At 54.2% G+C, this 15,718-nt stretch carries 13 protein-coding genes; 9 read left to right on the top strand and 4 right to left on the bottom strand.

Annotated features, from left to right (window positions below; all coding sequences use genetic code 11):
* Positions 1-117: 117 nt before the first annotated feature.
* From PGS10_RS19565 to map, 4 genes are all read right to left on the bottom strand, one after another.
* A complete protein-coding gene (locus PGS10_RS19565; protein WP_015368173.1) occupies positions 118-504 on the bottom strand; it encodes a DUF3461 family protein in 387 nt (128 codons plus the stop codon).
* Positions 505-611: 107 nt separating this feature from the next.
* Positions 612-1,436, bottom strand: a complete 825-nt coding sequence (gene dapD / locus PGS10_RS19560) for a 2,3,4,5-tetrahydropyridine-2,6-dicarboxylate N-succinyltransferase (protein ID WP_015368172.1) — start codon at positions 1,434-1,436, stop codon at positions 612-614.
* A gap of 31 nt (positions 1,437-1,467) precedes the next feature.
* A complete protein-coding gene (glnD, locus tag PGS10_RS19555; protein ID WP_316423365.1) occupies positions 1,468-4,131 on the bottom strand; it encodes a bifunctional uridylyltransferase/uridylyl-removing protein GlnD in 2,664 nt (887 codons plus the stop codon).
* Between the two features lie 57 nt (positions 4,132-4,188).
* The gene (gene map / locus PGS10_RS19550; RefSeq protein ID WP_045390135.1) at positions 4,189-4,983 is read right to left on the bottom strand and encodes a type I methionyl aminopeptidase; all 795 of its coding nucleotides are present in this window, start codon (positions 4,981-4,983) and stop codon (positions 4,189-4,191) included.
* Between the two features lie 322 nt (positions 4,984-5,305).
* Between map and rpsB the strand changes: the two genes are divergently transcribed.
* From rpsB to bamA, 9 genes are all read left to right on the top strand, one after another.
* On the top strand, positions 5,306-6,031 hold the full coding sequence (rpsB, locus tag PGS10_RS19545; protein WP_004858107.1) for a 30S ribosomal protein S2: 726 nt from the start codon (positions 5,306-5,308) through the stop codon (positions 6,029-6,031).
* A gap of 119 nt (positions 6,032-6,150) precedes the next feature.
* Positions 6,151-7,002: a translation elongation factor Ts gene (gene tsf / locus PGS10_RS19540; protein ID WP_015368168.1), complete on the top strand. Its 852-nt coding sequence runs from the start codon at positions 6,151-6,153 to the stop codon at positions 7,000-7,002.
* A 150-nt stretch (positions 7,003-7,152) separates the two neighbouring features.
* Positions 7,153-7,878, top strand: a complete 726-nt coding sequence (pyrH, locus tag PGS10_RS19535) for a UMP kinase (protein WP_004098747.1) — start codon at positions 7,153-7,155, stop codon at positions 7,876-7,878.
* A 150-nt stretch (positions 7,879-8,028) separates the two neighbouring features.
* A complete protein-coding gene (gene frr / locus PGS10_RS19530) occupies positions 8,029-8,586 on the top strand; it encodes a ribosome recycling factor (protein WP_015368165.1) in 558 nt (185 codons plus the stop codon).
* Between the two features lie 229 nt (positions 8,587-8,815).
* A complete protein-coding gene (gene ispC, locus PGS10_RS19525) occupies positions 8,816-10,000 on the top strand; it encodes a 1-deoxy-D-xylulose-5-phosphate reductoisomerase (protein WP_045390136.1) in 1,185 nt (394 codons plus the stop codon).
* A gap of 266 nt (positions 10,001-10,266) precedes the next feature.
* On the top strand, positions 10,267-11,028 hold the full coding sequence (gene ispU / locus PGS10_RS19520) for a (2E,6E)-farnesyl-diphosphate-specific ditrans,polycis-undecaprenyl-diphosphate synthase (RefSeq protein ID WP_045390181.1): 762 nt from the start codon (positions 10,267-10,269) through the stop codon (positions 11,026-11,028).
* Between the two features lie 12 nt (positions 11,029-11,040).
* Positions 11,041-11,898, top strand: a complete 858-nt coding sequence (gene cdsA, locus PGS10_RS19515; protein ID WP_045390139.1) for a phosphatidate cytidylyltransferase — start codon at positions 11,041-11,043, stop codon at positions 11,896-11,898.
* An 11-nt stretch (positions 11,899-11,909) separates the two neighbouring features.
* Complete coding sequence (gene rseP, locus PGS10_RS19510) at positions 11,910-13,262, top strand: sigma E protease regulator RseP (RefSeq protein ID WP_045390141.1); 1,353 nt, start codon at positions 11,910-11,912, stop codon at positions 13,260-13,262.
* 31 nt (positions 13,263-13,293) lie between these two features.
* Complete coding sequence (bamA, locus tag PGS10_RS19505; protein ID WP_045390143.1) at positions 13,294-15,711, top strand: outer membrane protein assembly factor BamA; 2,418 nt, start codon at positions 13,294-13,296, stop codon at positions 15,709-15,711.
* Positions 15,712-15,718 lie beyond the last annotated feature (7 nt).

Genomic DNA, 15,718 nt, shown 5'->3' with positions numbered 1-15,718 from the left:
GAAATGATATCAGTGAGGGATAACTGAGGTTTGCTGATGGCGAAGATGATCTATGGCTGAGGAAATAGAGGTTGAGGCAGGGGAAGAGGGCCAGTAGCTGGCCCGTAGCAGTCTGGGTTATTTACGCGTCAGTTTTTCCAGATCGGCTTCAATTTCGCTGATCTTATTGGTGACAACGCTTTCCAGATGGCGTAAATCGTCAAGGATCTTACGCTTGAGGTCGATTTCGGTACGGTCGCGCTGGCAGAGCTGGTCCAGCTCGTCGATCACATAGCGCAGGTTTGGGCTTATCTCCTGCACTTCTTTGTAACCCTGACCGACGCCGTCGGCGACCACGGTTTTACGCTGGCGTGGGTATTTAAACTTCACGCTTTTGGCGAAGAACTCGCCCTTATCTTTCTGGAAATAGATCTTCAGGATGTCGTTGTTAGCTTCCTGGCGCAGGCTATAGCGATCGATTTCATCAGGATTGGTAATGCCAAGACTTTTCAGATTATCGTACATAACGGTACCTTTGATATCATCATAACCATTGAATAATTAACGAAAAAATCCATCTTCGCCAGCGTCAGATATAAAAAAAGCGGGATATCTCCCGCTTTTTGTTCTGCTTAGTCGATGGTACGCAGCAGTTCGTTGATGCCGACCTTACCGCGGGTCTTCGCATCAACCTTTTTCACGATCACCGCACAGTACAGGCTGTATTTGCCATCTTTCGACGGCAGGTTGCCGGAAACGACAACCGAGCCCGCCGGCACGCGGCCGTAATGGACTTCGCCGGTTTCGCGATCGTAGATTTTGGTGCTCTGGCCGATGTACACGCCCATGGAGATCACCGCACCTTCTTCAACGATAACGCCTTCAACGATTTCAGAGCGCGCGCCGATGAAGCAGTTATCTTCGATGATGGTCGGGTTAGCCTGCAGCGGTTCGAGAACGCCGCCGATGCCGACGCCGCCGGACAGGTGAACGTTTTTACCGATCTGCGCGCAAGAACCGACGGTGGCCCAGGTATCAACCATGGTGCCTTCATCAACGTAAGCGCCGATGTTGACGTAGGACGGCATCAGCACGGTATTGCGCGCGATGAACGCGCCCTGGCGAACGGCCGCCGGCGGCACTACGCGGAAGCCTTCTTTCTGGAAGCGCGCTTCGTCGTAGTCGGCGAATTTCATCGGAACTTTATCGAAGTAGCGGCTTTCCGCACCATCGATAACCTGGTTATCGTTAATACGGAAAGAGAGCAGTACCGCTTTCTTCAGCCATTGATGCGTCACCCATTGACCATCGATCTTCTCAGCGACGCGCAGCGCGCCGGAATCCAGCAGGGCAATAACCTGGTTCACCGCTTCGCGGGTGACGGTATCCACATTTGCCGGCGTGATGTCGGCGCGACGCTCAAAGGCGGACTCAATAACGTTCTGTAACTGCTGCATTGTTTCTTTCCATTCACTTAAAAAAAATACGTTACCCTTTATCGTTTGGATTGAGGGCCTCTGTCAACCGTTGTTGCACTTCTTGTTGCAGCTCATTATTAAGGGCACGCCGGTCGGCGGTGGCGATTATAAATAAATCTTCTACTCGCTCACCAATTGTCGTAATTCGCGCTCCGTGAAGCGATATTCCGAGGTCGGCGAACACCTGACCGACGCGGGCGAGCAGCCCCGGCTGATCGAGCGCAATGAGCTCAAGAAATGATTTCCGGTCGGTGTGGGTCGGCAGGAAATTCACCTCAGTAGCGACAGAAAAGTGACGCAGTTTCGCCGCCTGACGACGCGGGGCCGGCGGCTCCCAGCTGCGCTGCGTTATCGTCTGCTCCAGACCGTGGCGAATCGCCTCGTGGCGATCGGCGGAAAGCGGGCTGCCGTCGGGTTCAAGGACGATAAAGGTATCCATCGCCATGCCGTCGCGGGTAGTAAATATCTGCGCATCATGAACGCTGAGGTTGCGGCGGTCCAGTTCGCCGCAGACGGCGGCGAACAGGTAAGGGCGGTCCGGGCTCCAGATGAAGATCTCGGTGCCGCCGCGGGTGGCCCGCGAACTCAGCAGGATCATCGGTTTACTGAGATCGTGTTTCAGCAGGTTGCGGGCGTGCCAGGCGAGCTGATTCGGCGTATGCCGCACAAAGTAGTTCGCCCGGCAGCGGTTCCAGATCTGATGCAGCGCCTCTTCATTGATATTGTCCATGCGCAACAGCGCCAGCGCCTGCAGCTGATGGTGGCGTACGCGTTCGCGCATATCCGGCGTGCTCTGCATACCGCGACGCAGCTGTTTTTCGGTGGCGAAATAGAGCTCGCGTAGCAGGCTTTGCTTCCAGCTATTCCACAGCGTTTCGTTGGTGGCGCAGATATCGGCGACGGTCAGGCATACCAGATAGCGCAGGCGATTTTCCGTCTGTACCTCTTCGGCGAACTGTTTAATTACCTCCGGGTCCTGAATGTCGCGGCGCTGGGCGGTTACCGACATCAATAGATGCTGGCGTACCAGCCAGGCGACCAGCTGCGTCTCCCGCGAATTGAGCCCGTGGAGCTCGGCGAATTTCAGCACGTCTTCGGCGCCGAGAATCGAATGGTCGCCGCCGCGGCCTTTAGCGATATCGTGAAACAGGGCGGCGATGAGGATAAGTTCAGGATGGGCCAGCCGCGGCCACAGCTCAACGCACAACGGATGGCGGCTGCGGGTCTCTTCTTTCGCGAAGCTTTCCAGTTTTAACAAGACGCGTATGGTGTGTTCGTCGACGGTATAGGCGTGAAACAGGTCGAACTGCATCTGACCGACAATATGCGACCACTGCGGCATATAGGCCCACAGCACGCTGTGGCGATGCATCGGCAGCAGACCACGACTCACCGCGCCCTGATGACGGAGCATGCTGAGGAAGAGGGTTCGTGCCTCCGGGATATAGCACAGCGGCTGCGTCAGGTGGCGGCGCGCGTGGCGCAGGTGGCGCAGGGTGGTGGAGTAAATACCGGTGATGCTGCTGTTACGCACCATGATAAAGAACATCCGCAGAATCGCCTGCGGCTCGCGAATAAACAGGGTGTCGTCGCGCAGGTCTATCAGAGTACCGCGCAGTTGGAAATCATCATCAATAGGCCGCGGCTTTTCATTCTCGGTGAGAGCGAGGATCGCCTCATCAAACAGCTGCAGCAGCATATTGTTGAGTTCGCTTACCCGACGGGTAACGCGGAAGAAATCCTTCATCATATGTTCGATCGGCTGATTGCCTTCGCCTTCATAGCCGAGGCGATGGGCGACATTCAGCTGACGATCGAAAAGCAGGCGGTTATCGTAGCGATTTACTTCAAGATGCAGGGCAAAACGGATGCGCCAGAGCTGGTGCAGGCACTCGTTAAGCTCGTTGCGCTCGGCTTCGGTGAGGAAGCCGAAACCGACCATTTCATCAAGCGAGGTTGCGCCGAAGTGGCGGCGAGCCACCCACTGCAGGGTATGTATATCGCGCAGGCCGCCGGGGCTGCTTTTGACGTCCGGCTCCAGGTTGTAACTGGTGCCGTGGTAGCGCTGGTGGCGGACATTCTGCTCTTCAACCTTGGCGGCGAAGAACTTCTCCGACGGCCAGAAGCCGTCGCTAAAAATATGTTTTTGCAGTTCAAGGAACAGCGCGACGTCGCCGACTAGCAGGCGGGATTCGATTAAGTTGGTGGCGACGGTGAGATCCGAAAGCCCTTCTAGCAGACACTCTTCGAGGGTGCGCACGCTATGGCCCACCTCCAGCTTGACGTCCCACAATAGCGTCAGCAGTTCGCCGACCTTTTGCGCCTGCTCGTCCGGCAGCTTTTTACGGCTCAGAATCAGCAGGTCGACGTCGGAGAGCGGGTGCAGCTCGCCGCGCCCATAGCCGCCGACGGCTACCAGCGCCATATCGCTCTGCGCGCCAAAACCGTAGTCGACCCACAGCCGCTGCAGCAACTGGTCGATAAACTCGGTGCGCGCCGCTATCAGCCGTTCCGCGGCGATACCGCGATCGAAAGCCTCGCCCAGCCAGCGTTGGAAGGTATCGAGATGCGTCTTGATGGCGGCACAGTTCAGATCGCCCTGCGGCCAGCTCACGGGATGTTCCGGCGGGATGGGCAGAAGAGGGGAGGCTGTGTCAGGTAAAGAGTTGCTCATCGCGTCACCATAAGAAAAAACTATCTAATAAAAAAGCCGGCGGGCGCCGGCTTTTCATTATGCTTCGTGCGAGATTATCGCCGGGATGGTGTCATCCTTGCGTAGCGTCAGAATTTCGCAGCCGTTATCAGTTACCACAATAGTATGCTCATACTGCGCAGACAAGCTACGGTCTTTGGTTTTCACCGTCCAGCCGTCCTTCATGCTGCGGATCTCTTTCTTACCGGCGTTGACCATCGGTTCGATAGTGAAGGTCATACCCGGCTTGAGCACCACGTCGGTTTCCGGCGAATCATAGTGCAGTACCTGTGGTTCCTCGTGGAAGCCGCGGCCGATACCGTGGCCACAGTATTCACGTACCACGGAGAAACCTTCCGCTTCGACGAATTTCTGGATCGCCGCGCCGATCGCACGCAGGTTAATCCCCGGCTTGACCATCTTCAGCGCCAGATAGAGGCTTTCCTGGGTGATGCGGCACAGGCGCTCGCCGAGGATAGTCGGTTTGCCGACGATGAACATTTTTGAGGTATCGCCGTGGAATTCATCTTTAATCACGGTCACGTCGATATTGACGATGTCGCCGTCTTTCAGCAGTTTGCCGTCATCCGGGATGCCGTGGCACACCACTTCATTAATAGAGATACAGACCGATTTCGGGAAGCCGTGATAGCCGAGGCAGGCGGAGACCGCTTTCTGTTCATTAACAATGTAGTCGTTGCAGATGCGATCCAGTTCGCCGGTGCTGACGCCCGGTTTAACGTAGGGTTCGATCATTTCCAGCACTTCGGCGGCCAGGCGGCCGGCAACGCGCATTTTTTCGATGTCTTCAGATGTCTTGATAGAGATAGCCATGGAATATGTCCAGCAGTGTCGATTTTTTCGACAATAATAGATTAAGTCCTGTCAATGGTAACAGTCCGGGTACGCTGGTGCCAAATTGAGAATCATTAACAGCACGCGACGTCAACAAGAGTTGGTGTCTGGCCAGGTTTTGTGGTATAAAGCGCGCCGGACTTCCGTTCCATCTCAGATACACAAGGATGGACGTAAGCGACATACTCATATTGTGTAAATAACACACACGTATCGGCACATATTCCGGGGTGCCCTTTGGGGTCGGTAATATGGGATACGTGGAGGCATAACCCCAATTTAATCTATAGAGGTTTTAAACATGGCAACTGTTTCCATGCGCGACATGCTCAAGGCTGGTGTTCACTTCGGTCACCAGACCCGTTACTGGAACCCGAAAATGAAGCCTTTCATCTTCGGCGCGCGTAACAAAGTTCACATCATCAACCTTGAGAAAACTGTACCGATGTTCAACGAAGCTCTGGCTGAGCTGAACAAAATCTCTGCCCGTAAAGGCAAGATCCTGTTCGTTGGTACTAAGCGCGCTGCAAGCGAAGCGGTAAAAGAAGCTGCTAACAGCTGCGACCAGTTCTTCGTGAACCATCGCTGGCTGGGCGGTATGCTGACTAACTGGAAAACCGTTCGTCAGTCCATCAAACGTCTGAAAGACCTGGAAACTCAGTCCCAGGACGGTACTTTCGAGAAGCTGACCAAGAAAGAAGCGCTGATGCGCACTCGTGAGCTGGACAAGCTGGAAAACAGCCTGGGCGGTATCAAAGACATGGGCGGCCTGCCGGACGCACTGTTCGTTATCGACGCTGACCACGAGCACATCGCTATCAAAGAAGCAAACAACCTGGGTATCCCGGTATTTGCTATCGTTGATACCAACTCTGATCCGGACGGCGTAGACTTCGTTATCCCGGGTAACGACGATGCAATCCGCGCAGTTAGCCTGTACCTGGGCGCTGTTGCTGCTACCGTTCGTGAAGGTCGCTCTCAGGACCTGGCTTCTCAGGCGGAAGAAAGCTTCGTAGAAGCTGAATAATAAGGTTTAAGCCCTTATTAGTACCGTGTATGAATAGGGGCCAATTTTAGGCCCCTTTTTTCAATTTATGCTGTTTGGCCGCAGGCCGGGCAGTTTCCACATCTCCCGAGGATTTTAGAATGGCTGAAATTACCGCTTCCCTGGTAAAAGAGCTGCGCGAACGTACTGGCGCAGGCATGATGGATTGCAAAAAAGCACTGACTGAAGCTAATGGCGACATCGAGCTGGCAATCGAAAACATGCGTAAATCCGGCGCGATCAAAGCGGCGAAAAAAGCAGGCAACGTTGCTGCTGACGGCGTGATCAAAACCAAAATCGACGGCAACTACGGTTACATTCTGGAAGTTAACTGCCAGACTGACTTCGTTGCTAAAGATGGTGGTTTCCAGGCATTTGCTGACAAAGTACTGGACGCCGCTGTTGCTGGTAAAATCTCCGACGTTGAAGTTCTGAAAGCGCAGTTCGAAGAAGAACGTGTTGCCCTGGTTGCTAAAATCGGCGAGAACATCAACATCCGTCGTATCGCTATCCTGGAAGGCGACGTTCTGGGCAGCTACCAGCACGGTGCTCGCATCGGCGTTCTGGTTGCCGCTAAAGGCGCTGACGAAGAGCTGGTTAAGCAGCTGGCAATGCACGTTGCTGCAAGCAAGCCGGAATTCGTTAAGCCGGAAGACGTTTCTGCTGAAGTAGTAGAAAAAGAGTACCAGGTTCAGCTGGACATCGCGATGCAGTCCGGTAAGCCGAAAGAAATCGCAGAGAAAATGGTTGAAGGCCGCATGAAGAAATTCACCGGCGAAGTTTCTCTGACTGGTCAGCCTTTCGTGATGGAACCGAGCAAATCTGTTGGTCAGCTGCTGAAAGAGCACAACGCCGACGTTACTGGCTTCATCCGCTTTGAAGTGGGCGAAGGCATTGAGAAAGTTGAGACTGACTTTGCAGCAGAAGTTGCTGCGATGTCCAAGCAGTCTTAATTTTTAAAAAAAGGAGCCGCCTGAGGGCGGCTTCTTTTTGCGCCTCTCTTGTAAAATCAGCCAATCGCTTATAGTGACTGCGCTGAACGATGACATACAATGTCGTCAGAATTAACTCATCTCAATCGTTGACAGTCTCAGGAAAGAAACATGGCTACCAATGCAAAACCCGTCTACAAACGTATTCTGCTGAAGTTAAGTGGCGAAGCTCTGCAGGGTTCAGAAGGCTTCGGTATTGATGCAAGCATACTTGACCGTATGGCTCAGGAAATCAAAGAACTGGTTGAACTGGGTATTCAGGTTGGCGTAGTGATTGGTGGCGGTAACCTGTTCCGTGGTGCTGGTCTGGCGAAAGCGGGTATGAACCGCGTTGTGGGCGACCACATGGGCATGCTGGCAACGGTCATGAACGGCCTGGCAATGCGTGATGCGCTCCATCGCGCCTATGTGAACGCTCGCCTGATGTCCGCAATCCCGCTGAACGGCGTGTGCGACAACTACAGCTGGGCGGAGGCGATTAGCCTGCTGCGTAACAATCGCGTGGTGATCCTCTCCGCGGGTACCGGCAACCCATTCTTTACCACCGACTCCGCAGCCTGCCTGCGCGGTATTGAAATCGAAGCCGACGTGGTACTGAAAGCGACCAAGGTTGACGGTGTGTTTACCGCTGACCCGGCGAAAGATCCTTCCGCTACCATGTACGATCAGCTCACCTACAGCGAAGTGCTGGATAAAGAGCTGAAAGTGATGGATCTTGCCGCCTTTACCCTGGCGCGCGACCACAAACTGCCGATTCGCGTATTTAACATGAACAAGCCAGGCGCGCTGCGTCGCGTGGTCATGGGCGAAAAAGAAGGCACATTGATTACGGAATAATTCCCGTCGGCGCTAATTCCGGGTAATATTCCGCTTTACTTTAGCGGGGAAGTTGCCCGGTTAATAGAATTAATCCGGACTATACTTAGCTCACTTTTGCAGTGGGCGACCGTGTGGTCTGTCTGAGACAAGTTTTCAAGGATTCGTAACGTGATTAGCGATATCAGAAAAGATGCTGAAGTACGCATGGAAAAATGCGTAGAAGCATTCAAAAACCAAATCAGCAAAATTCGCACGGGCCGTGCTTCTCCAAGCCTGCTGGATGGCATCATCGTGGAATACTACGGCACGCCGACCCCGCTGCGCCAGCTGGCAAGCGTTACGGTAGAAGATTCCCGTACGCTGAAAATCAACGTCTTCGACCGCTCCATGAGCCCGGCCGTTGAAAAAGCGATTATGGCGTCTGACCTGGGTCTGAACCCGAGCTCTGCGGGTAGCGATATCCGCGTTCCGCTGCCGCCGCTGACTGAAGAACGTCGTAAAGATCTGACTAAGATCGTGCGTGGCGAAGCTGAGCAGGCGCGTGTTGCCGTGCGTAACGTTCGTCGTGATGCGAACGACAAAGTTAAAGCTCTGCTCAAAGAGAAAGAGATCAGCGAAGATGACGATCGCCGTTCTCAGGACGACGTGCAGAAAATGACTGACGCCGCCATTAAGAAAGTTGATGCGGCGCTGGCAGAGAAAGAAGCGGAACTGATGCAGTTCTGATTTTCTGCCGCTACGCAGGCCCGGGGTATTCGGGGCTGCGTAAAGTCTGAAACGCCGTACAGAAGACCGTACGCTCAATATTTGGGATTGCGTTAAAATAGCTGGCCTTGTAGCCTTCCGGTTTATACCGAAGGTCATTCGCCGCCGTTTTAGCCCCGAGAATTGATGCGTAAAGGGCTTGCTGGCGGCGTTTTGCTTTTTATCCTGTCACAATTCTTCTGGACGTCTCATGAAGCAATTAACCGTTCTCGGTTCGACCGGTTCAATCGGCTGCAGCACGCTGGACGTGGTGCGCCATAATCCCGAAAGCTTTTCCGTCGCCGCGCTGGTCGCGGGGAAAAATGTCGACCGTATGGTTGAACAATGTCTGGAATTTTCCCCCCGATTCGCGGTGATGGATGACGCGCAAAGCGCTGAGCGTTTACGTACGCTGCTGCGCGAACAGGGCTGCCGCACGGAAGTGCTGAGCGGCAAGCAGGCGGCGGCCGACGTCGCGGCGCTGGATGAGGTCGATCAGGTGATGGCGGCCATCGTTGGCGCGGCAGGCCTGGCGCCGACGCTGGCGGCAATTCGCGCCGGCAAAACGGTATTGCTGGCGAACAAAGAGTCTCTGGTGACCTGCGGCCGCCTGTTTATGGATGCGGTTCAGCAGTATGGCGCTCGCCTGTTGCCGGTTGATAGCGAACATAACGCTATTTTTCAGAGTATGCCGGAAACAATTCAAAATCATCTGGGATACGCTGACCTGACGCAGAACGGCGTCTCGTCGATTCTGCTGACCGGTTCCGGTGGTCCTTTCCGGGAAACGGCGATTTCAGAGCTGGCGGCAATGACGCCGGATCAGGCTTGCCGCCATCCGAACTGGTCAATGGGACGCAAAATTTCCGTTGATTCCGCCACGATGATGAATAAAGGGCTGGAGTATATCGAAGCCCGCTGGCTGTTTAATGCTTCTGCTCGGCAGATGGAAGTCATAATTCATCCGCAATCGGTGATTCACTCCATGGTTCGCTATCAAGACGGCAGCGTGCTGGCGCAATTGGGCGAGCCGGATATGCGCACGCCGATCGCCCATACCATGGGCTGGCCGCAGCGCCTGAACTCTGGCGTTAAACCGCTGGATTTCTGCCAGTTGAGCAACCTGAGCTTCTCGGCGCCGGATTACGATCGCTATCCGTGCCTCAAGCTGGCGATGGACGCTTTTGATGTCGGCCAGGCGGCGACGACGGCGTTGAATGCCGCTAACGAAGTCTCAGTGGCGGCGTTTCTGAATAGTGAAATCCGCTTTACCGATATTGCGGCGGTGAACCAGGCAGTGCTGGATAGTATGGCGCTCAATGAACCGCAAAGTATTGATGAAGTGGTTGCAATTGATGCCGAAGCGCGCGTCGCCGCACAGCGACAACTTCGATAACACATGGCGCAGGGGAGCCCCTACAACGCGTTGTGATATTTGTGGGCGCTGGGCTTCAGTGATATAGTCTGCGCCACCCGATCGTTGCATTTTGTTGTGAAAGATTACGGTGGCCGTGGCAAGACACGGCTTTTTTGCGTAAAGCTTTTGGTTGTTCTCTGCGATTGGCTGTAGCTCCGGCGCCGGATAAAAATGCGTATTCAGCGCTGCCCGGCGGCGTGTGTGATGTGGCTTAGCTAATCCTTATTATGGACTTAAAACGCGTTATGTTGTCTGCTAATCAAACTGTCAGCAAAATGTCGCCTGCACATGGTTGTCGCCATGTCGCCATTATCATGGACGGCAACGGTCGTTGGGCGAAACAACAAGGTAAAATTCGCGCCTTTGGCCATAAAGCTGGAGCGAAATCTGTTCGTCGCGCGGTCTCCTTCGCGGCGAATAATGGTATTGAAGCATTAACGCTTTACGCATTCAGTAGTGAAAACTGGAACCGTCCGGCGCAGGAAGTGAGCGCGCTGATGGAACTGTTTGTCTGGGCGCTGGATAGCGAAGTCAAAAGCCTGCATCGTCACAATGTCCGCCTGCGGATTATCGGCGAGACGACGCGCTTTAATGCCCGGCTGCAGGAGCGTATCCGTAAGGCGGAAGCGCTAACGGCAAACAATACCGGGTTAACGCTGAATATCGCCGCTAATTACGGCGGCCGCTGGGATATTGTCCAGGGCGCGCGTCAACTGGCCGAACAGGTACAAAACGGGTTGTTAAAACCTGAAGAGATCACGGAAGAGATGCTTAGCCAGCGGGTGTGTATGCATGAACTGGCTCCCGTTGATTTAGTTATTAGGACCGGGGGAGAGCACCGAATAAGTAACTTTTTGATTTGGCAAATTGCCTATGCCGAACTTTACTTTACGGATGTTCTTTGGCCCGATTTTGCTGAACAGGACTTTGAAGGTGCACTCCATGCATTCGTTAGTCGAGAGCGTCGTTTTGGCGGCACAGAAGAGCCGGGTGGCAGTCATGCCTGATGGGGGTCACTTTTGCTGAAGTATCGCCTGATTTCCGCTTTCGTTTTAATTCCCGTCGTTATTGCGGCGCTTTTTCTATTGCCGCCCGCGGGTTTTGCCATCGTCACCCTGGTCGTTTGTATGCTCGCCGCGTGGGAGTGGGGGCAATTAAGCGGTTTTACCTCAACGACGCAGCGCGTGTGGCTTGCGGTGCTTTGCGGCCTGCTGCTGGCGCTGATGCTCTTTATGTTGCCTGAATACCACTATGACGCGCATCAACCGATGGTTGAAGGATCGTTATGGGCCTCATTTGGCTGGTGGATTGTCGCGCTGTTGCTGGTGCTCTCTTATCCGGCCTCGGCGGCGCTGTGGCGTCATTCCAAAGCGTTACGTCTGATCTTCGGCCTGCTGACTATCGTCCCGTTTTTCTGGGGCATGCTGGCGCTGCGCGCATGGCATTATGCCGATAACCACTACAGCGGCGCGGTGTGGCTACTGTACGTCATGATTCTGGTGTGGGGCGCGGATTCCGGCGCCTACATGTTTGGTAAAATGTTCGGTAAGCATAAGCTGGCGCCGAAGGTTTCTCCGGGTAAAACCTGGCAGGGTTTCTTCGGCGGCCTGTTGACGGCAGCTGTTATCTCCTGGGCTTATGGCGTGTGGGCTCATCTGGATGTCACCCCAACCGTGTTGCTGATCTGCTCGGTGGTGGCGGCGCTGGCTTCAGTGCTGGGTGATTTGACGGAAAGTATGTTTAAGCGTGAAGCCGGCATTAAGGATAGCGGGCATCTGATCCCTGGACATGGCGGTATTTTAGACCGTATCGACAGCCTGACGGCTGCGGTACCGGTGTTCGCTTGTCTGCTGTTGTTAGTCTTCAGGACGATTTGACGGAAGGTTTTATGCTGAGCGTTCTCTGGAATTTGGCCGCTTTTATTATTGCGCTTGGCGTACTGATCACCGTGCACGAGTTCGGCCATTTCTGGGTGGCTCGTCGCTGCGGCGTGCGCGTTGAACGATTCTCCATTGGTTTTGGTAAAGCGCTGTGGCGCCGCGTGGATAAGCAGGGGACCGAGTTTGTTATCGCGCTGATCCCGCTCGGCGGTTATGTGAAGATGCTCGACGAACGCGTCGAACCGGTGGCGCCGGAAATGCGTCACTACGCTTTCAATAATAAAACCGTCGGTCAGCGCGCGGCCATCATCGCCGCAGGCCCTATTGCCAACTTCATTTTTGCCATCTTTGCCTACTGGCTGGTGTTTATCATCGGCGTCCCTGGCGTGCGTCCGGTTGTTGATGAAATATCGCCCAATTCCATCGCTGCGCAAGCACAAATTGCAAAAGGAATGGAACTTAAAGCGATAGATGGCATCGAAACGCCTGATTGGGATGCAGTACGTATGGCGTTAGTCGCGAAGATTGGCGACCAACAAACAATACTTACCGTCGCCCCTTTCGGGACGAACCAACGTCAGGATAAAATCCTCGATCTGCGGCACTGGGCGTTTGAGCCGGATAAGCAAGATCCGGTGGCCTCGTTAGGCATCAAGCCGCGTAGCGCGCAGATTGATACCGCGCTGGCTGAGGTTCAATCTCAGTCGGCCGCGCAGAAAGCAGGTTTGCAAGCGGGAGACAGGATCGTTAAAGTCGATGGTCAACCGTTAACGCAGTGGATGACGTTTGTTAATCTGGTGCGTGATAATCCGGGCAAGGCGCTGGCTCTGGAGGTCGACAGACAAGGTACGCCGCTGTCGTTGACCCTGACTCCGGATACGAAGTCGGTGAAAGGCAAGGCTGAAGGGTTTGCAGGGGTAGTGCCAAAAGTTATCCCGCTACCTGATGAATACAAGACAGTGCGTCAGTACGGGCCGTTTGCCGCCATCGCCGAAGCCACGGATAAAACCTGGCAACTGATGTCGTTAACGGTCAGGATGCTGGGCAAATTGATAACCGGTGATGTCAAACTGAACAACCTCAGTGGGCCGATTTCTATCGCTCAGGGGGCTGGAATGTCAGCGGAATTTGGGTTGATTTACTATCTGATGTTCCTTGCGCTGATTAGCGTGAACCTTGGAATAATCAACTTGTTCCCGTTACCCGTCCTCGACGGGGGGCATCTGCTGTTTTTGGCGATTGAAAAGCTGAAGGGCGGGCCGGTATCCGAGCGAGTTCAAGACTTTAGTTATCGCATTGGCTCAATACTGCTGGTGCTGTTAATGGGGCTTGCACTTTTCAATGATTTCTCTCGGTTGTAAGAGAGTTTGTTAGGAAGAACGCATAATAACGATGGCGATGAAAAAGTTGCTCATAGCGTCGCTGCTGTTTAGCAGCGCGACTGTATACGGTGCTGAAGGGTTCGTGGTGAAGGACATTCATTTCGAAGGCTTGCAGCGTGTCGCTGTTGGTGCGGCCCTCCTCAGCATGCCAGTGCGTCCTGGCGATACGGTGACCGATGATGATATCAGTAACACCATTCGCGCTCTGTTTGCCACTGGCAACTTTGAGGACGTCCGCGTCCTGCGCGATGGTGATACCCTGCTGGTGCAGGTGAAAGAGCGCCCAACAATTGCGAGCATTACCTTCTCCGGCAACAAGTCGGTGAAGGATGACATGCTCAAGCAAAACCTTGAGGCATCCGGCGTTCGCGTTGGGGAATCTCTCGATCGCACCAAGCTTGCCGATATCGAAAAAGGGCTGGAAGATTTCTACTACAGCGTCGGTAAATATAGCGCCAGCGTAAAAGCTGTCGTGACGCCGCTGCCGCGTAACCGCGTCGACCTGAAACTGGTTTTCCAGGAAGGCGTCTCGGCGAAAATCCAGCAGATTAACATTGTCGGTAACCACGCGTTCACCACTGACGAACTGATCTCTCACTTCCAACTGCGCGATGAAGTGCCGTGGTGGAACGTGGTCGGCGATCGCAAATACCAGAAACAGAAACTGGCGGGCGACCTTGAAACCCTGCGCAGCTACTATCTGGATCGCGGTTACGCGCGTTTCAACATCGATTCGACGCAGGTTAGCCTGACGCCGGACAAGAAAGGCATCTACATCACCGTTAACATCACCGAAGGCGAGCAGTACAAGCTCTCCGGCGTGCAGATAACGGGCGATCTGGCGGGCCATTCTGCGGAAATCGAATCGCTGACCAAAATTGAGCCGGGCGAGCTGTATAACGGCACCAAAGTGACCAAAATGGAGAATGACATTAAGAAACTCCTCGGTCGCTATGGTTACGCTTATCCGCGCGTCCAGTCGCAGCCGGAAATCAACGACACGGATAAAACCGTGAAGCTGCACATTAACGTTGATGCTGGTAACCGTTACTACGTGCGTAAAATTCGCTTCGAAGGTAACGACACCTCCAAAGATTCCGTTCTGCGCCGCGAAATGCGCCAGATGGAAGGGGCGTGGCTGGGCAGCGACCTGGTTGACCAGGGTAAAGACCGTCTTAACCGTTTAGGTTATTTCGAAACCGTCGATACCGATACCCAGCGCGTGCCGGGTAGCCCGGATCAGGTCGATGTCGTTTACAAGGTGAAAGAGCGTAACACCGGTAGCCTGAACTTCGGTATCGGTTACGGTACCGAAAGCGGCGTCAGCTTCCAGGCGGGCGTACAGCAGGATAACTGGTTAGGTACCGGCTACTCCGTCGGCATCAACGGGACCAAAAACGACTACCAGACCTACGCTGAACTGTCGGTCACTAACCCGTACTTCACCGTAGACGGCGTGAGCCTCGGCGGCCGCCTCTTCTATAACGACTTTGATGCGAATGACGCGGATCTGTCTGACTATACCAACAAAAGCTATGGTACAGACGTCACCCTCGGCTTCCCGATCAACGAATACAACTCGCTGCGCGCAGGCTTAGGTTACGTTCATAACTCCCTGTCCAACATGCAGCCGCAGGTGGCGATGGATCGTTACCTTGACTCTGTAGGTTCAGACAGCACCGGCAGCTTTACCGCGAATGACTTCACCTTTAACTACGGCTGGACCTATAACAAGCTGGACCGTGGTTACTTCCCGACGGAAGGTTCGCGCGTCAACCTGAACGGCAAAGTGACCATTCCGGGGTCTGACAACGAATACTACAAAGCGACGTTGGATACCGCGACGTACGTGCCGATCGATGACGATCACCAGTGGGTTGTGTTGGGACGTACCCGGCTGGGCTATGGAGACGGTATCGGCAGCAAAGAGATGCCGTTCTATGAGAACTTCTACGCCGGTGGTTCAAGTACCGTGCGTGGCTTCCAGTCGAACACCATCGGTCCGAAAGCGGTCTATAAATCCGGGGCTTATGCCGGAGATAATAACGACTACGAAGAATGTTCCAACTCTGACGGTTCATACTGTAAATCAGACGATGCGGTCGGCGGTAACGCCATGGCGGTCGCCAGTCTTGAGCTGATTACCCCGACGCCGTTTATCAGTGATAAATACGCGAACTCGGTACGTACCTCCATTTTCTGGGATATGGGTACCGTATGGGATACAAACTGGGAAAATACTGCGGCGACTCGAGCAGCAGGCGTGCCTGACTACAGCGATCCGAACAACATTCGTATGTCTGCGGGTATCGCGGTACAGTGGATGTCGCCGTTGGGGCCGTTGGTCTTCTCCTACGCCCAACCGTTTAAAAAGTACGATGGAGACAAAGCCGAGCAGTTCCAGTTTAACATTGGTAAAACCTGGTAATTGTTGG

The organism is Klebsiella sp. 141153 (genome assembly GCF_032601995.1).
Classification (GTDB): domain Bacteria; phylum Pseudomonadota; class Gammaproteobacteria; order Enterobacterales; family Enterobacteriaceae; genus Klebsiella; species Klebsiella aerogenes.
This window is presented reverse-complemented; position numbering and strand designations above follow the sequence as displayed.